Origin of the sequence: Streptomyces sp. NPDC090445, assembly GCF_044769385.1 — a bacterium.
Lineage (GTDB): Bacteria > Actinomycetota > Actinomycetes > Streptomycetales > Streptomycetaceae > Streptomyces.
Map to the genome: position 1 here is coordinate 473,150 of NZ_JBIVXV010000002.1, position 19,881 is coordinate 493,030.

Annotated in this window: 20 protein-coding genes and 1 pseudogene; 11 read left to right on the plus strand and 10 right to left on the minus strand. The window is 74.5% G+C overall.

Annotation, left to right across the window (positions count from 1 at the left end; translation table 11 throughout):
* Positions 1-146: 146 nt before the first annotated feature.
* Positions 147-641: a DUF3145 domain-containing protein gene (locus ACIQUT_RS06855; protein ID WP_403560200.1), complete on the minus strand. Its 495-nt coding sequence runs from the start codon at positions 639-641 to the stop codon at positions 147-149.
* A 251-nt stretch (positions 642-892) separates the two neighbouring features.
* On the opposite strand from ACIQUT_RS06855, the gene ACIQUT_RS06860 reads away from it, so the two are divergent.
* Together ACIQUT_RS06860 and ACIQUT_RS06865 are read left to right on the plus strand one after the other, a co-directional pair.
* Positions 893-1,789 carry an SGNH/GDSL hydrolase family protein gene (locus ACIQUT_RS06860; protein WP_403560202.1) on the plus strand — a complete coding sequence of 299 codons (897 nt, stop codon included), beginning with the start codon at positions 893-895 and terminating at the stop codon, positions 1,787-1,789.
* 99 nt (positions 1,790-1,888) lie between these two features.
* Entirely contained in the window at positions 1,889-2,602 is a 714-nt protein-coding gene (locus ACIQUT_RS06865) for a carbon-nitrogen hydrolase family protein (protein ID WP_403560204.1), read from the plus strand.
* 293 nt (positions 2,603-2,895) lie between these two features.
* On the opposite strand, the gene ACIQUT_RS06870 is transcribed toward ACIQUT_RS06865, so the two are convergent.
* Positions 2,896-3,528 carry a DUF1707 and DUF4190 domain-containing protein gene (locus ACIQUT_RS06870; RefSeq protein WP_403560206.1) on the minus strand — a complete coding sequence of 211 codons (633 nt, stop codon included), beginning with the start codon at positions 3,526-3,528 and terminating at the stop codon, positions 2,896-2,898.
* A 124-nt stretch (positions 3,529-3,652) separates the two neighbouring features.
* Here ACIQUT_RS06870 and ACIQUT_RS06875 point away from each other — a divergent pair, with 124 nt between their 5' ends.
* Positions 3,653-4,378: a hypothetical protein gene (locus tag ACIQUT_RS06875; protein WP_403560208.1), complete on the plus strand. Its 726-nt coding sequence runs from the start codon at positions 3,653-3,655 to the stop codon at positions 4,376-4,378.
* 87 nt (positions 4,379-4,465) lie between these two features.
* Here ACIQUT_RS06875 and ACIQUT_RS06880 read toward each other — a convergent pair whose 3' ends face one another.
* The gene (locus ACIQUT_RS06880; RefSeq protein ID WP_403560210.1) at positions 4,466-4,813 is read right to left on the minus strand and encodes a winged helix-turn-helix transcriptional regulator; all 348 of its coding nucleotides are present in this window, start codon (positions 4,811-4,813) and stop codon (positions 4,466-4,468) included.
* A gap of 97 nt (positions 4,814-4,910) precedes the next feature.
* Between ACIQUT_RS06880 and ACIQUT_RS06885 the strand changes: the two genes are divergently transcribed.
* Positions 4,911-5,801: an NAD(P)-dependent oxidoreductase gene (locus tag ACIQUT_RS06885; protein ID WP_403560212.1), complete on the plus strand. Its 891-nt coding sequence runs from the start codon at positions 4,911-4,913 to the stop codon at positions 5,799-5,801.
* 342 nt (positions 5,802-6,143) lie between these two features.
* On the opposite strand, the pseudogene ACIQUT_RS06890 reads toward ACIQUT_RS06885, so the two are convergent.
* The 3 genes and pseudogenes from ACIQUT_RS06890 to ACIQUT_RS06900 form a co-directional block, all read right to left on the minus strand.
* Positions 6,144-6,869, minus strand: a pseudogene (locus tag ACIQUT_RS06890) (EI24 domain-containing protein); the annotation flags it as partial.
* 69 nt (positions 6,870-6,938) lie between these two features.
* Complete coding sequence (locus ACIQUT_RS06895; RefSeq protein WP_360622436.1) at positions 6,939-7,361, minus strand: organic hydroperoxide resistance protein; 423 nt, start codon at positions 7,359-7,361, stop codon at positions 6,939-6,941.
* 66 nt (positions 7,362-7,427) lie between these two features.
* Positions 7,428-8,456 (minus strand): NADP-dependent oxidoreductase, encoded by a 1,029-nt coding sequence (locus ACIQUT_RS06900; protein ID WP_403560214.1) that lies wholly within the window; start codon positions 8,454-8,456, stop codon positions 7,428-7,430.
* A gap of 91 nt (positions 8,457-8,547) precedes the next feature.
* On the opposite strand from ACIQUT_RS06900, the gene ACIQUT_RS06905 reads away from it, so the two are divergent.
* Positions 8,548-8,970, plus strand: a complete 423-nt coding sequence (locus tag ACIQUT_RS06905) for a MarR family winged helix-turn-helix transcriptional regulator (protein ID WP_403560216.1) — start codon at positions 8,548-8,550, stop codon at positions 8,968-8,970.
* A 56-nt stretch (positions 8,971-9,026) separates the two neighbouring features.
* Here the strand turns inward: ACIQUT_RS06905 and ACIQUT_RS06910 are convergent, their stop codons facing one another.
* On the minus strand, positions 9,027-9,785 hold the full coding sequence (locus tag ACIQUT_RS06910; RefSeq protein ID WP_403560218.1) for a hypothetical protein: 759 nt from the start codon (positions 9,783-9,785) through the stop codon (positions 9,027-9,029).
* 187 nt (positions 9,786-9,972) lie between these two features.
* On the opposite strand from ACIQUT_RS06910, the gene ACIQUT_RS06915 reads away from it, so the two are divergent.
* Positions 9,973-10,497 carry a hypothetical protein gene (locus ACIQUT_RS06915; RefSeq protein WP_403560623.1) on the plus strand — a complete coding sequence of 175 codons (525 nt, stop codon included), beginning with the start codon at positions 9,973-9,975 and terminating at the stop codon, positions 10,495-10,497.
* Between the two features lie 25 nt (positions 10,498-10,522).
* On the opposite strand, the gene ACIQUT_RS06920 is transcribed toward ACIQUT_RS06915, so the two are convergent.
* Positions 10,523-11,278 (minus strand): esterase/lipase family protein, encoded by a 756-nt coding sequence (locus tag ACIQUT_RS06920; RefSeq protein ID WP_403560220.1) that lies wholly within the window; start codon positions 11,276-11,278, stop codon positions 10,523-10,525.
* A 222-nt stretch (positions 11,279-11,500) separates the two neighbouring features.
* Here ACIQUT_RS06920 and ACIQUT_RS06925 point away from each other — a divergent pair, with 222 nt between their 5' ends.
* Positions 11,501-12,538, plus strand: coding sequence for a rod shape-determining protein (locus tag ACIQUT_RS06925; protein WP_179172501.1), 1,038 nt, complete (start codon positions 11,501-11,503; stop codon positions 12,536-12,538).
* Positions 12,535-14,061, plus strand: coding sequence for a GAF domain-containing protein (locus tag ACIQUT_RS06930; protein WP_403560222.1), 1,527 nt, complete (start codon positions 12,535-12,537; stop codon positions 14,059-14,061). Before ACIQUT_RS06925 ends, ACIQUT_RS06930 begins: the two co-directional genes overlap by 4 nt.
* A gap of 31 nt (positions 14,062-14,092) precedes the next feature.
* On the opposite strand, the gene ACIQUT_RS06935 is transcribed toward ACIQUT_RS06930, so the two are convergent.
* Complete coding sequence (locus tag ACIQUT_RS06935) at positions 14,093-14,545, minus strand: Lrp/AsnC family transcriptional regulator (protein ID WP_403560224.1); 453 nt, start codon at positions 14,543-14,545, stop codon at positions 14,093-14,095.
* Positions 14,546-14,615: 70 nt separating this feature from the next.
* Here ACIQUT_RS06935 and ACIQUT_RS06940 point away from each other — a divergent pair, with 70 nt between their 5' ends.
* Positions 14,616-15,293, plus strand: a complete 678-nt coding sequence (locus tag ACIQUT_RS06940; RefSeq protein ID WP_403560225.1) for a LysE family transporter — start codon at positions 14,616-14,618, stop codon at positions 15,291-15,293.
* 21 nt (positions 15,294-15,314) lie between these two features.
* Complete coding sequence (locus ACIQUT_RS06945; protein WP_403560227.1) at positions 15,315-16,655, plus strand: carboxyl transferase domain-containing protein; 1,341 nt, start codon at positions 15,315-15,317, stop codon at positions 16,653-16,655.
* A gap of 24 nt (positions 16,656-16,679) precedes the next feature.
* On the opposite strand, the gene ACIQUT_RS06950 is transcribed toward ACIQUT_RS06945, so the two are convergent.
* Complete coding sequence (locus ACIQUT_RS06950) at positions 16,680-18,032, minus strand: MFS transporter (RefSeq protein WP_403560229.1); 1,353 nt, start codon at positions 18,030-18,032, stop codon at positions 16,680-16,682.
* A 154-nt stretch (positions 18,033-18,186) separates the two neighbouring features.
* On the opposite strand from ACIQUT_RS06950, the gene ACIQUT_RS06955 reads away from it, so the two are divergent.
* Positions 18,187-19,386, plus strand: a complete 1,200-nt coding sequence (locus tag ACIQUT_RS06955) for a glutamate--cysteine ligase (RefSeq protein WP_403560231.1) — start codon at positions 18,187-18,189, stop codon at positions 19,384-19,386.
* The last annotated feature ends 495 nt before the right edge of the window (positions 19,387-19,881 follow it).

A 19,881-nucleotide genomic window follows, 5' to 3' on the forward strand; every position in this document is an offset into this window, starting at 1 on the left:
GCCGAGGAGGCGGGCGTTCGCCGCGCCGCAGCCGCGCCGCAGCCGCCGACGCCGCGCCCCGTGCGCATGAGGCCCACCCGGGATTCCCCGGGTGGGCCTCTTCGCGTTCCCCCGCGCCCGGTCGGGCGGCCCCGGCTGCGCGGCGGCTAGACCACCTGGTGGAGCCAGCGCACGGGGGCGCCCTCGCCGGCGTAGCGGAAGGGCTCCAGTTCGTCGTCCCAGGGCTTGCCGAGCAGTCGGGAGATCTCCGCTTCCAGGTCGGTCTCGCCGCGTGCGGAGCGGGCGAGGGCGGCGCGCAGCCGGTCCTCGGGGATCAGGATGTCGCCGTGCAGGCCGGTGACGGCGTGGAAGATGCCGAGGTCCGGTGTCGAGCTGTAGCGCTCGCCCTCGGCGGTGGCGCAGGGTTCCGCGGTCACCTCGAAGCGCAGCAGGTGCCAGCCGCGCAGCGCGGAGGCGAGTTTCGACGCGGTGCCCGCCTCGGCCTGCCAGGAGAACTCGGCTCTCCAGGTGCCCGGAGAGGCGGGCTGCCGGATCCAGTCGAGGTTCACCCGCACCCCGAGCACGCCCGCAACAGCCCATTCCACGTGCGGGCAGAGCGCGCGCGGTGCGGAATGCACGTACAGAACTCCACGTGTCGTCACCGGGACCTCCAGTGTGGGACGAGGTCGGGAATAAACTCCAGAAAACGGACAGAATGTGACGTGATGTAATGTAACGGAAATAATTTGACATCGCGCTGCGGGACCTGCGGCCGAAACGCCACGGGGAAAAAGCTACCGTGCGGCAGGGGTCATGGTGTGTCGTACGGTCGGTCCGAGGCCGCCAAACCCAGAGCTTTCACTCAGCAGGACGCCCCCGCGAGGACGCGGGGCGACGAGGAGGGGACCACCCGATGCGCACCACCGTTCCCGGACACCGCACGCGACGCACACGCGCGGGCGCGGGCGCGGCCATGGCCCTGCTGGCCGGGGCGCTGACCGGGTGTCAGGCGTCCGCCGCACCCGAGGAAGGGGAGCGCGGCGCGCAGGCCGGGCCGCGCTGGAACACCGCGCCCGCGTCGATCGCCGCCGTCGGCGACTCCATCACCCGTGGTTTCGACGCCTGTTCGGTCCTGGCCGACTGCCCCGAGGTCTCGTGGGCCACCGGGAGCGATCCGGCGGTCCACTCGCTGGCCGCCCGACTGCTCGGCGACGCGCAGGTGGCGGCGCGCAGTTGGAACTACGCGGCCACCGGCTCACGGATGGCGGACCTGGAAGGACAGCTGGCCTCGGCCTCCGGGCACAAGCCCGACCTGGTCACGGTGATGGTCGGGTCGAACGACGCGTGCCGCCCGTCGACCGCGTCGATGACCCCCGTGGCGGAGTTCCGGACGGGCTTCGAGAAGGCCCTCGGCGCGCTGCGGGCGGCCTCGCCCGCCTCCCAGGTGTACGTCTCCAGCGTGCCCGACCTGCAGCGGCTGTGGCAGCAGGGCAAGGACAGCCCGATGGTGCGCCAGGTGTGGAAGCTGGGCATCTGCCAGTCGATGCTCGCGGATCCGCTGTCGTCCGCGGCGACGGCGACGACCCGGCGCGAGCAGGTGCGGGCGCGGGTGGTCGAGTACAACGAGGTGCTCCGCGAGGTCTGCGCGAAGGACGCGCTGTGCCGCTACGACGGCGGCGCGGTGTTCCAGTACCCCTTCGCCGCCGACCAGTTGAGCCACTGGGACTGGTTCCACCCGGGCAAGGACGGGCAGGCGCGGCTCGCCGAGCTGGCGCACCGCCAGGTGACCGCCGCCGAGCCGCCGCGCTGACGCCGCTTCCGACCCCGGCCCCGCCGCCGCCCCCGTTCCGGGTCGGCTCCAGGGATGTTTTCCGGCCACCCGCCGGACGCGGTCCGGCATCCTGGGCGCATGAAAATCGCCGCAGCGCAGCTGACCTGCATACCCGCCGACGTCCCGGGCAACACCGCACGGGCCGCGGCCCTCGCCGCCGAGGCCCGGGACACGGGCGCCGGGCTCGTGGTGTTCCCCGAGCTCACGCTCACCGGCTACGAGCCGGCCGCCCTGGCCGCCGACCCGGGCCTGTGGATCGCCGGCCCGGACGACCCCCGGCTCGACCCGCTCCGGTCCGCCGGCACCGCCGTCGCCGTCAACGTCGCGCTGCGCACCGGCGGCCCGCGGCCCGCCATCGCGACGCTGGTCTACGGGGCGGACGGCGGGCACGTCACCATGTACGCCAAGCAGCACCTGTACCGGCAGGAACAGGACGCCTTCACGCCGGGCGGCCGCGACGGGCACTTCGAGCTCGGCGGCATCCGCTTCTCACTCGGCATCTGCTTCGACAACCACTTCCCCGAGCTCGCCGGGCGCGCGGCGGCGGCCGGCTGCCGCGTCCACCTCGCCTCCTCCCTGTACGGGACGGACGGCGGGATCGAGGAACGGGCCGCGGTCCACCCCGGGCTGGCGAAGGAGCACGGCCTGTACGTGGTCCTCGCCAACCACGTCGGCCCGGCCGGCCCGTGGACCGGCTGCGGACGGTCCGCGGTCTGGGCCCCCGACGGCGCCCTGCTCGCCGAGGCGGACGACCGCACGCCGATGGTGGTGACGGCCGAGATCACCGCCTGACCGGCCCTCCGGGGCTCCAGGACTCCGGCGCGCCGGTCAGGCGGTCAGGCGGTCGGGCGGTCGGGCGGTCGGGCGGTCGGGCGGTCGGGCTGTTCAGGGGGCCGTCGGCACCCGCGGGCGGTACTCCCACGGGCGACGGCCTCGCCCTGCTCCGGGCGGGGCGGCCACCGGTCAGGAGGCCGACACGCACCGGGGTCGTCGGGCAGCACGTCTCGGCCGGACGTCCGGGCCCGCCGGTCCGGTGCCCCCGGGCAGGCGGCGAGCGCGGAGGGCGATGGTTCCGCTTGGTTGGCTCAGCCGAGCGCGCCGAAGCCCGCCAGCACGAAGAGGAGGGTCCAGCCGCCCATCGCCAGCCAGCCGAGCGCCAGGCCGAGCGTCGCCGGGGTGTCACCCTCCTCGCCGCGAGCGCGGATCTGCGCCTTGGCGATGTGGCCGGTGATCACGGCGCCGGGAGCGGCCATGCCGAGGGTCGGCAGACACAGCACACCCAGAACGAGTGATGCGATCGCCATCCCGTTGACCCGCCGCACCGGCACGGGCATCGGCCCCGGCATGGCCATGGGCATGGGCATGGCGACCGGTGCCGCGTGCCCTGCGAAGGCCGGCCCCGCCGTCACCGCGGCGCCGTAGGGGACCGCCATCGGCCCGGCCGGCAGATCGGCCACCAGCTGCGCGAGCTGGCCGTACGTCTGCGCCTGCGAGGCCGCGTCGAAGCGCTGCCCGTACTCCTCGCGGGAGAGCCGGCCCTCCGCGTACGCGGCCTTGAGGACGTCCACCGTGCGGTCGCGGTCGGTGTGCGAGGCCCGCATCGCGGACGCCGGGACCTGCGCGGACGGCCAGGCCTGCCCCGGCTGCGCGGGCAGCGCACCGAACGGGGACGCAGGCGGATGGACCGGGTACTGCTGCCCCCACGGCTGCTGAGCCATCCCGCCACCTCCGAAACCCTGCACGCGTCCGTGTACGCGTCCGTCCAAGAATGGAGGACGAACGCGCTGCGGCAAAGGTTGCCGCTCTGCCGCCCGGGCCGGCGCGTGTGATGAGGTGTCGCCCATGACCGACTTCGAGACGATCACGGTTCCGGGCCTCCTCTGCGGATACCCCGGAGTCGCCTTCGGCGGGTACGTCGCCGGAGTGCTGGCCGCGCACGCGGCCGCGAAGACCGTACGGGTGGACTTCCGCCGGCCCGTCCCCACCGACGCCCCGGTCCGGCTCGTCCCGACCGCCGGCGGCGGAGCCGAACTGACCGACGGCACGGACCTGCTGGCCGCGGCCAGCCCGGCCGAGCCGACGGTCGAGGTCCCGGCGGCCCCGTCCTGGGAGCAGGCCCTGGCCGCCGCCGAGGCCTACCGGGCGGCCCCGCCGGACGGGTCGGTCGACTGCTTCGGCTGCGGCCTGAACCGCACCCCGGACACCGGCCTGCGCCTGCACTGCGGCCGGGTGCCCGGCACGGCCCTGGTCGCCACCGCCTGGACCCCGGGGCCCGCGCTCGCCGACGCCGACGGGCTGCTGCCGGCCGAGCTGGTGTGGGGCTCGCTGGACTGCCCGGGCAACGCGGTGGGCCGCCTCCTCGACGACCGGCGGGCCGGCGCGGTCACGGCCGCCCTGACCGGGCAGCTGCTGCGGCCGGTCCCGGCCGGCACGGGCCTGGTGTCGTACTCCTGGCTGCTCGGCGGCGAGGGCCGCAAGTACCGCGCGGGCACGGCGCTGGCGACGGCCGAGGGCGAGCTGTGCGCCGTCGGCGAGGCCCTGTGGGTGGAGCCCCGCCCGGCCCGCTGAGCGGGTACCGCGCCCCGTGGGGGCGCGGTTGCCCGAGCGACCGGCCCCACCGGCCGCGGTGTCATGGCCGGCCTTCCGGCGGAGCGCTCAGGCGGATGCCGCCTCGTCGTCCGGGAGGAGGTACCTGCTCCCCCACTTCCCCAGGGGTTCCAGGGCCGCGTTCAGGTCGTGGCCCAGCAGGGTCAGGGAGTACTCCACGCGCGGCGGGACCTCGTCGTAGGCCTCGCGGTGCACCAGGCCGTCCGTCTCCAGCTCGCGCAGCTGGGCGGCGAGCACCTTCTCCGACACCCCCGGGACCAGCCGCCGCAGCTCGCCGAAGCGGCGCGGCCGCTGGTCCAGCTCCCACAAGAGCGACACCTTCCACTTGCCGTCGATCACGGACATCGCCGCGGCCACACCGCACTGGTCCGCCCCGGGCCTCCGCCCGACACCCATCGCACACCCCTCCCCGCCTGCTCACTCACTTTGAAGTAACCACCCACTCCAAAGTACGTACTTGAGGACCTTTCGGCCCGGCACCAGTCTGAATGACATGACCGACAAGAACGTTGCACAGCGCTCCCTCACCCTGCTCGGCCTCGGCGACATGGGCACCGCCCTGGCCCGCACCTGGCTCGCCGCCGGCCACTCCCTGACCGTCTGGAACCGCACCGCCGCCAAGGCCGAGGCCCTCGCCGCCGAAGGCGCCTCCGTCGCCGCCGGCCCCGCCGAGGCGGTGGCCGCGAACGACCTCGTCGTCGTCTGCCTGCTGGACGACGCCAGCGTCGGCTCGGCCCTGGAGGGCGCCGACCTGACCGGCAAGGACATCGTCAACCTCACCACCGGCACCCCGGCCGAGGGCCGGGCCCGCGCGGCCTGGGCCGAGGCCCGCGGCGCCCGCTTCGTGGACGCCGGAATCATGGCCACCCCGGTGATGATCGGCGTTCCCGAGGCCGGCGGCTACGTCTTCTACAGCGGCTCCCGGGCCCTGTTCGACACCCACCGGGCCGTGCTGGAGGTCCCGGTTCCGGCCCGGTACGTCGGCGAGGACGCGGGCCACGCCGCCCTGCACGACGTGGCGCTGCTCAGCGGGATGTACGGGCTGTTCGCCGGCATCTCGCACGCCTTCGCGCTCATCGAGGGCGAGGACATCGCCCCGAAGGACCTGGCCCCGCTCCTGTCGGAGTGGCTGGGCGCGATGGGCTTCTTCGTGGGCGACGCGGCCGAGCGGCTGACCTCGGGCGACTTCACCACCGGTGTGGTGTCCAACCTCGCCATGCAGGTGACCGCGAGCGGGACGCTGCTGCGCACCGCGGAGGAACAGGGGGTCAGCGCCGAGCTGATCAACCCCTACTTCGAGCTGATGCGGCGCCGCCTGGCCGCCGACGGGTCCGCGCACGCCGGTGAGGACACGGCGGGCGCGATCACCCTGCTGCGGCGGTAGGCCGCCGGGTCAGGAGGCGTATGGGTTCGGCGGCGTCCCGAAGCCGCCGGCCGGCCCCCGGTCGGGACCGGGACCGCCCGCCGGGTACCGGGGGGACTGCGGAGGCTGCGGGTGCTGCTGCCCCGGGTACGCGGCCGGGTACGGGGCCTGCGGCTGGGCCTGGGCGGGGTACTGCGGCGGGTACGGGGCGCCGTACGGGGCGCTCTGCGCCGGCTGTCCGCCCGGGTACTGGCCGTATCCCTGGGGCTGTGCCTGGGTCTGGGCCTGGGGCCGGTCCTGGCCCGGGGTGCGGTCCTCGCCCGCGCCCTCGCCCTCGCCGGCCCGCTCCTCGTCCTCGCCCCGCAGGTGCCGGACCATGAGCGTCGCCCCGGCCACCGCGCCCGGCATGAGGAACACCGCCACCAGCGGCAGCAGGAAGGCCAGCACCAGCGGCACGCCGAAGCCGAGCGCCAGCATCCGCCGCCCGCGCAGCAGGACGAGCCGTTCCTTCAGCTCCACGCCGCGGCGCTGGAGCGCGACGGCGGTGAGCTCCTCGGCGAGGAAGAAGCCGGACACGCAGAACCCGATGACCGGGATCACGGTCTGGCCGACCACCGGGATGAACCCGAGGGCGAACAGCAGGATCCCGTACAGCGCGACGCGCAGGAGCACCTTCAGGCTGTCCCGGGCGGAGATCCACAGCTCCCGGACGAGCGGCAGCCCGGACTCCGGGACGTCGCCGCCTTCGCTGCGGTCGACCTGCTCCGACAGCGACTCGTAGAAGGGCTGGCCGATGAGCAGGGTCACGGCGGTGAAGGTGATCACCGCGAGGAACAGGCCGAGGCCGAAGACCAGGGTGGTCAGGAAGCCCCGGAACAGGCCCTGCCAGGGCGAGGTCCAGTCGTCGGCGAAGGGCGTGGCCCAGGCCGTCAGGTCGTCGGCTCCGTAGCCGAGGGCGACGAACGCGCCGACGTACAGCACCAGCGACGCCAGCCCCGGCAGCAGGCCGAAGCCCAGCCACCGTCCGTGACGGAACACCCATCTCTGTCCGGCCAGCAGGTAGCCGAATCCCCCCGCAAGATCACGCATGGGTCCAGCTTACGGTGAAGGCCGCCCTCCGGTCGGGTGGGCGGCCTTCGCACGCGGGCGGCTACCGGATCAGACGGCGAGCTCGACCGTGATGTTGCCGGCGGTGGCCTTGGAGTACGGGCAGACCTGGTGGGCCTTCTCGATGAGCTCCTTGGCCTTGGCCTGGTCCACGTTCGGGATCACGGCCGAGATCTTCACGATCAGGCCGAAGCCCTCGTCGTTCTTGCCGATGCCGACCTCGGCGGTGACGGTGGAACCGGAGATGTCGGCGTTCTCGTTGCGGGCGACGACGCCCAGGGCGCCCTGGAAGCACGCGCTGTAGCCGGCCGCGAAGAGCTGCTCCGGGTTGGTGCCGGCGCCGCTGCCGCCCATCTCCTTCGGCGGGTTCACCACGACGTCGAGCCGGCCGTCGCCGGTGGAGACGCGGCCGTCACGGCCGTTCTCCGCGGTGGCCACGGCGGTGTAGAGGACGTCCGACTGCTGGATGGACATGTAGACAGGATCCTTCTGCTGGTCGCCGCGACTCGCGCCCACGATCGCGACGGTTCGGGACCGAGCCTAGCCGGTGAACGAAACGATCATCTTTCCGGTGTTCTGGCCGCGCAGCATTCCGAGGAAGGCCTCGGTCGCGTTCTCCACGCCCTCGACGACCGTCTCGTCGGCCACGAGCTCGCCCGAGCGCAGCCAGCCGGAGACGTCCTTGACGAACTGGGGCTGGAGTTCGGCGTGGTCGTTGACCAGGATGCCCTGCAGGCGCAGCCGCTTGCCGATGACCTGGAGCAGGTTGCGCGGGCCGGGGGCGGGCTCGGTGTCGTTGTACTGGGCGATCGCCCCGCACAGGGTGGCCCGGCCGTGCACGTTCAGGGAGGAGATCGCGGCCTCCAGGTGGTCGCCGCCGACGTTGTCGAAGTAGACGTCGATGCCCTCGGGGGCGGCGTCCTTCAGCTGCTCGGCGACGGGGCCGTTCTTGTAGTTGAAGGCGGTGTCGAAGCCGTACTTCTCCGTGAGGAGCGTCACCTTCTCGCCCGAGCCGGCCGAGCCGATGACCCGGGACGCGCCCTTGATCTTCGCGAACTGGCCGACCAGGCTGCCGACCGCGCCCGCTGCGCCGGAGACGAAGACGGAGTCGCCCTCCTTGAAGGAGGCCACCGCGAAGAGGCCGGCGTAGGCGGTCATGCCCGGCATGCCGAGCACACCGAGGTAGGCGGAGAGCGGGGCGAGCGAGGCGTCGACCTTGGTGGCGTGCGCCGCGTCCACGTCCGCGTACTCGCGCCAGCCCAGGCCGTGCAGGACGTGGTCGCCGACCTCGAAGCCCTCGGCGGCCGAGGCGACGACCTCGCCGACCGCGCCGCCCTCCATCGGCCGGTCCAGCTGGAAGGGCGGGATGTAGGACTTCACGTCGTTCATCCGGCCGCGCATGTACGGGTCCACGGACATGTGGAGGTTGCGCACCAGGATCCGGCCGGGGGCCGGGGCGGCGACCGGTACCTCGCGCAGGGCGAAGTCCTCGGCCACCGGCCAGCCCTGGGGACGGCGGACGAGGTGCCACTCACGGCTGACGGCGGGGATCGCAGGGGTCTCGGACATGGCGCACTCCAGATCGCGAAATACTTCAGGACGTGAAACAACCATGCGCCTGGATATTTCAGGTTGTCAAGCAAATGGGTACGCTGGATCCATGCCCAGTCGTCGTGTGGATCCCCTGACCGTCGAGGTCGTCGAGCTCATCGGCACCGTCGTGGCCCGCTACCACGAGGAGTACGAGCAGGCCGCCGCCAGCCACCGGCTGACCGGCGCGCAGGCGCGCGTGCTGAACCTGCTGTCGCTCGAACCGATACCGATGCGCCGCATCGCGCAGAAGCTGAAGTGCGAGCCGTCCAACATCACCGGAATAGTGGACCGGCTGGAGTCGCGCGGCCTGGTCGAGCGCCGGCCGGACCCGGCCGACCGGCGCGTGAAGCTGGCCGCGCCCACCGAGGAGGGCCTGCAGACGGCCGACCGGCTGCGCGAGTCCCTGGACTTCGCGCGCGAGCCGCTGGCCGGGCTGTCCACGGCCGAGCGGGCGGTCCTGCGCGACCTGCTCAAGCGGATGCTGGGCTGAGCCGGCGGCTCAGCAACCGAACCGGTCGAACCGGCCGAACCGGCCGAACCGCCGGTTCAGCAGAAGATCCACCAACAGGTCTTCGGCGGCTTCGTCGGCGACGGGCTCGGCAGCGGCGGAACAGGCTGCGGCGACCCCGTGCCCGAGGCGCTCGGCGAGGGCTGCCCCGACTGTCCGGGCTTTACGGACGGCCCCTTCCCGGAACCCTGCTGCGATCCGGACTTCCCCGAGGCGGAGGCCGACGCCCCCGGCCCCGGCTGCGTACCGCCCCCGGCGGAGTCCCCGGACCGGGCCGGCTGCGCGGCGTTCGCGGCGGCCTTCGCCGCGGCGGTGGCCTTGACCGGCTTCAGCGGGGCCGGAGCGCTGGGCCCGCCGGTACGGCTGGGCAGCGGGGCCGGCTCCTGCGGACCGTCGTCGGTCAGCATGACGTTCGCCGCCCGGTCGGTGTGGTCACCGTCCGCCATCAGCTGCGCCAGGCCCACCGACCCGCCGACGGCGACCGCGAGGCCGAGCCCGACGGTGACGAAGGTCCGCCGGCGCCGGCGGTTCGCGGCCCGGGCGCGGGCGCCGGGCCGCCGCTCGGCGGTGTCGCCGGACAGCACGACGAGGGAGTCCGCGAAGGGGTCGGCGGCCTCCGCCCGGGGCGCTCCGGGGGCCACGGGAGGCCCGTACGGCACCTCGGCGGAGCCGTATGGGGCGGCGGGCGCGGCGGGGGCGCCCGGCACGGCGGGGGGCAGGTACTCGGCCGGGGTTCCGCACCCGGCGCACGCCAATGCGCCGTTGAGGTGCCTCCGGCAGGCGTGGCAGTAGTCCATGGCGGATGTGACGCTACGTGGTTTCAGGCCACATTCGCATCGCGGGTTCGTAAAGGTCCTGTGTGGAATCGTGGTCCGCATGACGCCGCCGCCCCCGCCTCCGACGCCTCCGGTCCCGCCGTCCACTCCACCGCAGGGACCTGTGACTTTCGGCCGGAACGCGTTCCAATTGGTGCTGCTGCGGCGGATGGCCGACTTCCGGCCGGAGCTCGCCGAGGAGGCCCGGCGGCGCCTCGGCGCCTCCCTCGCCGAGCAGCGGGAGGCGAACCGGCGCTGGCAGGCGATGGTCCGCTCGCCCCGCTCCCGCGGGGCCCTGGCGCGCTACCGGTCGGTGCTCGGCCCGCCGGAGTCCACGGCCCGGCGGACCATCGGCGACCTGGAGTGCGAGGCCCTGCTGTGGCCCCTGCCGCTCTGGCCCGACCTGCGCTTCGAGGTGCTGGCCGCGCCGGACGGGGCCGTGTGGAACGAGTGGCTGGTGCGCGCACCGGGCGCGCCCGGTCCCGCCCTGCGCGCGCCGGAGGACCTGCGGCCCTGGTCGGCGACGGTGGACGAGGTGGCGCGGGCCTTCGCGCCGGTGCGGCCGATGGAGGGCACCGCGCCGACCCGGTGGCGGCTCGCCTTCACCGCGCAGGGGCGGCCCTGCGTGGCGGAGTTCACGTACGGCCTGCTCCAGCGGGTCTCCGTGGACGGCGCCGAGCTCGACGCCCGCTGACCGGAACCCGTGGCGCCGCGGACGGTCACCCGGCGAGGAAGGCGCGCACCCCGGCCGAGGTGGCGTCGTCGCCCAGCAGGTCGTTGTGGCCGAGGCAGCCGACCGCCGTGTTCACCGCCCCGGCCAGGGGGACGCTGCTGTCCGGGTTGACGACCTCGTCGCAGTCCGAGCGGAAGGTCGCGTACCGCACCGCGCCCGGGGTCTCGTCCCCGGAGTTCAGGTTCCGCACCACGTACGAGTTCGGCGTCATGTCCCGGCACGCCTGGTGCCACAGGGCGCAGGCCCAGGCGGTGGAGGTGCCGTGGTTGGGGCCGGCGAGCGAGACCCAGCGGTCGACGGTCGCGGTGCCGCCGCCGTATGTGACGTACCAGCGGCTGACGAGCGATCCGAACGAGTGCGAGACGACGTCCACCCGCTCGGCGCCGGTCTGCCGGCGGACCTGGTCGACGTACGCGCCGAGCTGTCCGGCCAGGACCTCGTTGACGGACCGGTGCGTGTCGTAGCCCCAGGAGAAGAGCTCCGCGTCGGTGTATCCGGCGGCGCGCAGGTCCGCGCGCAGGGAACCCCAGACGCCGGGGTCGGCGTTGTAGCCGTGGACGAGGACCACCGGGCGGTGCGCGGGAACCGCCGGCGCGGCGGCGGCGCGGGCCGCGGCACGGGCGGCCGGCAGCGGCCCGAGGAGCACCGTGCCGAACGCGGCGCAGAACGCGGCGCAGAAGACGGCGCAGAGCGCCGCACGGAGCGTCAGGAGCGCCGTCGGATTCTGGCGGGGCGTCAGCATCTGGTCCCCTTTACCTTGTTACGCGCGAGTAGCGCGGACGGTGCGGGCATGGTGCTGCCTGTCGGTACGGAAATCCACCCCCGTGCAGCACCTCCCGCCCCGTGTGGCGCACCCCGGCTGGAGCATCCCAACGGGCGCCATGCCCCATTCGCCCGAGAAGATATGAAATGCAACCGGCAATCCGCCGGTCTTCCAGCACCAGCGCTCTCGGGAGGACCTGCCGTGACCGTCAGTCTTGAGCAGTTGCGCCGCTGCCACGTCGCCGTCGACCTCGGGGCAGCCAGGACCCGCGTCTACGTCAAGGGCGCCGGCCTCGTCGTCGACGAACCCAGCGCGGCCGCCGTCAACACCCGCACCGGCGCGCTCATCGCCGTCGGGAGCTTCGCCGAGCGGATGACCGGCCGCACACCCGACTACATCCGGGTCGTCCGCCCCGTCTCCGGCGGCACCGTCGTCGACATCGACATGGCCCAGCGGATGCTGCGTCACCTGCTCGGCGAGAAGCTGCGCCGCGCCCTGCGCCGCAAGCCCCGGCTGCGCGCCGCCGCCTGTACCCCGCACGACGCCGACCCACTCGCCCAGCGGGCCGCTGTGGAGACGATGGTCGGCCTCGGTGCCCGCCGCGTCGAACTCGTCGACACCCTGATCGCGGCGGCCGTCGGCTGCGGCCTGCCCGTGGAGCAGCCGACCGCGACGATGATCATGGTGTGCGGGGCCGCCGCCACCCAGGTCGCCGTCCTCTCCCTCGGCTCGATCGTCACCGCCCAGCGGATCCCCGTCGGCGGCGAGGCCATCGACCACGCCGTCGTCCAGCACCTGCGCCACGCCCACGAGCTGATGCTGCCCAGCCAGGCCGTCCGCCCCCTGCAGCTGGCTCTGCACGGCAACGGCATCACCGACGAGGGCCCCGCCTCCACCCTGATCCACGGCCGCGACGTGGCCACCGGCCTGGCCCGCTCCGTCCACGTCGACACCGCGGCCGTCCGCGACGCCATCCACACCCCGCTGACCGCCGTCCTCGACGGCATCGGCAAGGTGCTGCGCGACTGCCCGCCGGACCTGGTCGCCGACCTGACGGACCGGGGGATCATGATGGTGGGAGGCAGCGCCCTGCTGCCGGGCCTGGACCAGATGCTGCGCGACGCCACCGGCATGCCCGTAGCCATCGCGGAGAGGCCGGACGTGTGCGCCGTGCTCGGCCTCGGCGCGATGCTCGAAGGGAAGGTCGCCCCGATGGTCCTCAACCCGCTGACCGGATGACTCCGGACCCGGAGCCCGCCGCCCCCGACCCGGAGCCCGCCACCCCCGACCGGGGGGCAGGCCTCGCCGTGCTGCTGGAAGCGGTCCTCGGCATCGGGTCGGAACTGGACCAGCAGGCCACCCTCCAGCACATCGTGGACTCGGCCACCGAGCTGTGCGCAGCCCGGTACGGAGCGCTCGGGGTGGTCGACCCCGAGCGCTCCCGGCCGACCGAGCTCTACACGGCCGGAACGACCGAGGCGGAACGGGCCGCAACACCCCGCCCGGCCGACGGCCGGGGCGGCACCCTCGGCGTCCCGATACGCGTCCACGACGAGGTCATCGGCAACCTCTGCCTCGCCGGGAAACGCGGCGGCGGCCCCTTCCGGGACGAGGACCTCGCCCTCCTCCAGGTCCTCGCCTCCCGGGCGGGCACCGCCATCGGCAACGCCCGGCGGTACGAGACCGCGCGCCGCCGCGAGCGCTGGATCGAGGGCGCCGCCGCCGTCACCACGGCCCTGCTGGCCGGCCGCCCGGCCGCCGACGCCCTGAAATGCGTGGCCGAACGGGCCCGGCTGCTGGCGGACGCCGCGGCCGGGGTGATCCTCCAGCCCACCCCCGAAGGCGGCATGGAGATCGTCTCCGCCTCCGCGCAGGGCGACCCCGGCGACCTGGTCGGCACGACCATCGCCCCCGGATCCCCGGTCCTGGAACAGCTCCTGGGCGGGGAGCCGGTCTTCGTCGAGGACTGCGCGACCGACCCGCGCATGACCACCCGCGTCCGCAAGCGCTTCGGCCCGAGCATGATGCTCCCGCTGCAGAGCGGCGGACAGCTGATCGGCACCCTCGCCCTGCCCCGGGCCCGCGGCGGAAAACCGTACGACGCCGTGGACCGGCTGCTGGCCTCGCAGTTCGCGTCCCAGGCCGCGCTGGCCCTCGTCCTGGCGGACGCCCGGCACGACCGGGAGCGGCTGGCCGTCTACGAGGACCGCGACCGGATCGCCCGGGACCTGCACGACCTGGTCGTCCAGCGGCTGTTCGCGACGGAGATGATGCTGGAGAGCACGAGGAAGCGGTCCGCGGCCGCGGCGGCGGCCGGGGACAAGGCGGCCGGCGACACGGCAGGGGGCACGGCCCGGGACACGGTCGGCGAGGATCTCGGCCGGGCCGTGGACGAACTGGACTCCACGATCCAGGAGGTCCGCACCGCCATCTTCGCCCTCCAGCAGCCGCCGGCCGACGTACCGCCGACGTTCCGCGGCCGGGTGCTGCGCGAGGTGCACGGCGCGGCGGTCCTGCTCGGCTTCGCCCCGTCGGTGCACTTCACGGGCGCGGTGGAGACCCTGGCCGCCGAGCCGGTGGCGAAGGGCCTGCTGTCGGCGCTGCGCGGGGCGCTGGCCGCGGCCCATCGGCGGCGCGAGGTCACCTCCATCGCGGTGGAGGTGGACGCGGACGCGGAACGGATCCGGCTGACGGTGACGGACGACGGCCGCACGCCCGCCGGCCCGCGGGGGACGACGGTGACCTGGGAATCGGCCGTATAGGCCCGGGGGATCGGGCTGTGCAGGGGCGGGGTCAGGCGGTGTTCGGGCCGGACGGCGGCCGCTGTGCCGCCCGCAGTGCGAGCCGGGTGCTGGACTGCGCCACCCCGGCCTCCCGTTTGAGGCGGCGCAGCAGGGTGTCCAGCGCGGCCGGATCGGCGGCCCGGGCCCGTACGAGGTAGTCGTACTCCCCCGTCACGTGCACCACCTCGGTGATCCCCGGCAGCCCGGCGACGCGCTGCTCGAACTCCTCGTTGGTGGTGTCCTGGCGGAGCGTGAGGTCGATGAAGACGACGAGCCCGCCCCGGGTGTCGGCGGCCGGATCCACGATGACCGTGAACCCCCGGATCACCCCGTCGCGCCGCATCCGCCGGACGCGGTCGGCTGCGGCGTTGGCGCTGAGCCCGACGCGGACGCCGAGGTCCCGGTACGAGATCCGCGCATCCTGCTGCAGGATGCCGAGGATTTCCCTGTCCAAGCGGTCCATACCGCGATTCTCGCAGCGGGGGCCGATAATCGCTGCCGCGGCCGCCGCCGCGCACCGCACCCTGCCGGGCATGACGGAACTACTGACTCCCGCCCTGGCGGGCACGGTCGCCGGGCTCGGCGTGGCGATGCCGATGGGCGCGATGAGCGTGCTGCTGCTCCAGGAGGCGATGCGCGACCGCCGCACGGCCGTGGCCGCGGCGGCGGGCATCGCGGCCGTGGACCTCGGCTACGCGGCCCTGGCCACCGCGCTCGGACCCTGGGTGGCCTCCCACGTGGCCCCGGTCGAGGCCTGGATCCGGCTGGCCGCGGCGGCGATCCTGCTGGCCATCGCCGCGCACGGCCTCCGGGGTGCCGCGCGGGAGCCGGGTCCCGCGGCACCCGACCCCACGGCCCCGCATCCCACGGCCCCGGATCCCGGGCCCGCGGCCGGTCGCGGCACCAGGCATCGCGGTGGCCGCGCCAGGGCCTTCGCCCGCTACGTCGGCCTCACCGCCGTGAACCCCACCACCGCCCTCTACTTCGCCGCCCTCACCACCGCCCAGGCCGCCACCCTGCACACCGCCGCCTCCGCCACCGCGTTCCTCACCGGGGTCGCCGCCGCCTCTCTCCTCTGGCAGCAGACCCTCGTCGCCGTCGGGTCCCTCGCCGGACGCAAGGTGCCCGCCCGGGTCCGCGTCTGGACCTTCCGCCTCGGCTACGGCCTCGTCGCCGCGTACGCCGTGAAAATCGCCCTCCCCCTGCCGTAACCCCCTGGCTAGGGTGGCCCCGTGACGACCCGCCTCTCGGCCCGCGCGGCCATCGCCTCCGTGACCGACCCCGGAACCTTCGCCGAACTGCCCGTTCCCCCACGGGAGTCGGCCACCGACGGCCCGCTGGCCTGGACCGGCTACGACGCCTCCCGGGCCCGCGCCGCCGAACGGACCGGCGAGGAGGAATCCGTGGTCGTCGGGACCGCCCTCGTCGGCGGCCGGCGAGCGGCCCTGGCCTCCTTCGAGTTCGGCTTCCTCGGCGGCTCCCTCGGCGAACGCACCGGCGACCTGCTCGAAGCGGCGTACACCCACGCCCGCGAGCACCGCCTTCCGCTGGTGTCCCTGATCGCCACCGGCGGCTCCCGGATGCAGGAAGGCATGCTCGCACTGGCCCAACTCCAGCGGGTGGCCCGCCAGTCCGTCCTGACCCGGGCCGCCGGGCTCCCCCAGATCGCCGTCCTGCGCGATCCCACCACCGGCGGCGGCTGGGCCACCCTCGGCGCCGGAGCGGACGTCGTCCTCGCCCTCCCGGGCGCCCAGGTCGGCTTCGCCGGGTCCCGGGTGCGGCCCGCGGACGCCGACCCGGAGGCCTACACCGCGGAGAGCCAGTACGCCTCCGGGCACGTGGACGCGGTGGTGGAACCCGCCCGGCTGCCCGGCCTCCTGGCCGACTGGCTCCGGGTCCTGGCCGCGCCCCGCCCGGCCGGGCCCGTCGAACCCCCCGCCGCCCTGGCCGACGTGGCACCCCCGGCCGACGGCCGGGACGCCGTACGGCAGGCCCGGCACCCCGGCCGGCCGCACGCCGAGGCCTACCTGGACGCGTACTTCACGCTGCGCCTGCCCCTGTCCGGGGACCGGGCCGGCGGCACCGACCCCGGAATGCTGTGCGGCTTCGGGCTGCGCGGGGGCCGGGCCGTCGCGTACGCCGCCCAGTGCGGCACGGCGACCCGCCCGGCGGGATACCGCACGGCCGCCCGCGTGATCCGCCTCGCGGACCGGCTCGGCATCCCCGTCCTGACCCTGGTGGACACCCCCGGCGCGGCCAACGACGCCGCGGCCGAGCGGGCGGGGGCCGGCGCGGCCATCGCCGACACCTTCGCGGCGGTCGCGGCGGCCACGGTCCCGGTCACCACCCTCCTCATCGGCGAGGGCGGCTCGGGCGGGGCCCTGGCACTGGCGGCCCCGGGCAACACCTGGGCCACCCCGGACAGCTACTTCTCCGTCATCGCCCCCGAGCTGGCCGCCGCCATCCTCAAACGGCCCCCGTCCGAGGCCCCGGCCACCGCGGACCAGCTCCGCATCCGCCCCCAGGACCTCGTGTCCCTGGGCGTCGCCCGCGGCATCGTCGGCCCCGCCTGACCCGCCGCGGCCACGGCTGTGCGGCTACGGCTGGGGCGAGCGGGCGTCGTAGCGGGCGAAGCCGCGCCAGCGGGCGGCGAGCAGCGCCAGGACCAGGGCGCAGGCGAGGCCGCCGCCGGTGATCGCCACCGTCGGGGAGGCGAGGTCGGCGACGGTCCCGGCGAGGAAGTCGCCGAGCCGCGGCCCGCCCGCGACGACCACGATGAAGACACCCTGAAGGCGGCCGCGCATCTCGTCCGGGGTGGCGGCCTGCATCATCGTGGAGCGGAACACCATGGAGACGGTGTCCGCGCAGCCGGCCAGGGCCAGGAAGAACAGGCCGAGCCACAGGTTCCGGGTGAGCCCGAACACGGCGACGGCCAGCCCCCACGCGGCCACGGACAGCAGGATCGCCAGCCCGTGCCGCCGGATCCGGCCCTGCCAGCCGGAGAACAGGCCGCCGAGCAGCGCCCCGACGGCGGGGGCGGCCGCGAGCAGGCCGACGGTGGTGGCGTCGCCGCCGTACCAGAGCACGGCGACGGCCGGGAACAGCGCCTTGGGTTGGGCCAGGACCATCGCGGCCAGGTCGGAGAAGAAGGTCATCCGGATGTTGGGCCGGGTCCCGAGGAACCGCAGCCCGTCGAGGACGGACGCCCTGCCGCGCTTGCCGCCCTCCCGGTCGGGCAGCATCGCCGGCAGCCGCCACATCGCGTAGAGCGCGGCGGTGAAGGCGACGGCGTCGATCAGGTACGCGGCCTCGTAGCCCCAGCGTCCGACGACGAGCCCGCCGAGGACCGGGCCGAGCATGGCCCCGGAGGTCATCGTCACCGAGTTCAGCGCGTTGGCGGCGGGCAGCTGCCCGGCCGGCAGCAGCCGGGGGATCATCGCGGACCGGGCGGGCCCGCTGAGGGCGCCGCAGACCGCCTGCAGCGCGACGATCGCGTACAGCAGCCAGACCCGGTGGTGGCCGAGCAGCGCGGCGCCCGCCAGCAGCACCGACAGGGCGGTCATGCCCGCGGAGCTGTACAGGCCGAGCTTGCGCCGGTCCATGGTGTCGGCGATGGCGCCGCCGTACAGCCCGAAGACGACGAGCGGGACGAACGAGAAGAGCCCGACGAGGCCGACGGCGAAGCTGGAGCCGGTGATGTCGTAGACCTGGAGCGAGATCGCGAGGGCGGTCATCGCCTGGCCCGTCCAGGAGACGGTGCCGCCGACCCACAGCCGCCGGTAGTCGGGCGAGGTGCGCAGCGGGGTGAGGTCGGCGAATATCCGTGGGGAGCGCCCCGGGGGCGCGGGCCCGGGGGCGGGCGTGGGTGTGGGTGCGCTCGTACCGGTCACAGCGGATGGTAACCGGCGGCCGCCCGCGGCCGCGGGGCCGGAGCGCCGCCCTTCACGCATCCGCAACAGTCGCCCCACGCGGATCCGCGGTTGCAGGCCGCGCGGATCCTTGCCGGTAACTCGCCATCGCTGCAGGACATTTGACTGAATCGACGCGCGCTCGCCGCCTGGCGTCGGCTCATGATGAAACGACTCGTATGTCCAGGGAGGCGTAGTGATCGAACCTGGCAACAGCACCACGAGCACCGATAGCACGGGCACAGACACCACGGGCACCGACACCACGGGCACCACCGTCAGCGCGGACAACGGCGTCCACGCGCCCCTGACGGTCGGGGTCGAAGAGGAGTTCCTGCTCGTCGACGCCCGCACCTTCCGGGTGGTCCCGGCCGCCCCCCGTGTCCTCGAAACCGCCGCGGGCCTCCCTCACGAGGTCCATGCGGAGGGCACCCGCTACCAGGTGGAAATCTCCACCCCGGTCGCCGACTCGGCCCCGAAGCTGCGCGAGGAGTTGGCGGCGCTGCGGCGCACCCTCGCCCGGGCGGCCCGCGCCCACGGCTGCCGGCTGCTGGCCGCGCCCTCGCCGGTCATGGCCGTCGAGGCTCCGCTGCACCTGACGGACGACGAGCCGCGCCAGCGCGAGCAGCACCGCCGCTTCGGCGCGCTCACCGACACCCTGGTCAGCTGCGGCCGCCACATCCACATCGGCACCTTCGACGTGGACACGGCCGTCGCCGTGTCCAACCGGGTCAGACCGTGGCTGCCCACCCTGATCGCCCTGGCCGCCAACTCGCCGTTCTGGGGCGGCCGTGACACGGCCCACGCCAGCTGGCGCGCGATGGCCTGGTCGGGCTGGCCCTCGGCGGGCCTGCCCCCGCACTTCACGTCCACGGCCCATTTCCGGCGCTCGGTGCAGACCCTGCTCGGCTCCGGGGCGGCCCTGGACACCAAGATGGTCTATTGGGACCTCCGCCCGTCCGGGCACTGGCCGACGCTGGAGATCCGGGCGCCCGACATGTCCTCGGACATCGACACGGCCATCCTCCAGGCGGAACTGGTCCGCGCCCTGGTGGCCAGCGTCCTCGGGGACATCGCGCAGGGGCGCCCCGAGCCGGTCGTACGGGACGACGTCCTGTACCTGGCGCGCTGGCGGGCGGCCCACGACGGACTGGAGGGCTTCGGCCTGGACCCGTACACGGGGGCCGAGCTCCCGGCGGCGGACCTGGCGGAGGCCCTGCTCGACCTGGTGGCCCCGGAGCTGGCCGCCTGCGGCGAGCTGGACCACGCGGCGGAAACCCTGGGGCGCCTGCTCCGCGACGGCTCGGGCGCCCACCGCCAGCGCGCGGCGTACGCCCGCCGCCAGGACCTGAGGGACGTACTGCGCCACCTCACGGACGAAACGGAGAACGTCTGACCCATCCGGGCCGCAGGCGGGCCACCCCTCCGCCCGCGGCCCCCGACACTCCGGGCCAGGACCCCGGAACCCTGCGTGACGATCGCCATATCCGCGGCCCCCGGCGTTCCGAGCCCACGCGGCACACCGGGCCCAGCCGCCCCGGAAAACACCAAAGCCGCAGGTGCAATCGTTTCTGCACCTGCGGCTTGCGGTGGGGCGGGTGGGACTCGAACCCACGGCCGACGGATTATGAGTCCCGAGGAGATCGTCCAGGACGATCAACCCTGACCCAGACCCGTCCCTAAGTGCCTGGTCAGCGACCCCTCGCCGTCCAGCTGAGTGAGCCCCGACGGGCTCGGACCCCTTCCGTCCGAGCCCGTCCGCTCACGCATCGCTCACGCATCTCGGGCCAGGTCCACCACCGCTGACCCGTATGTACTGGTCCCCGATACCAGGGTCGCGGCGCGTCTCGCCCGATGATGTCAGCAGTCAGCCAGCCTCCCTGACGGTCCC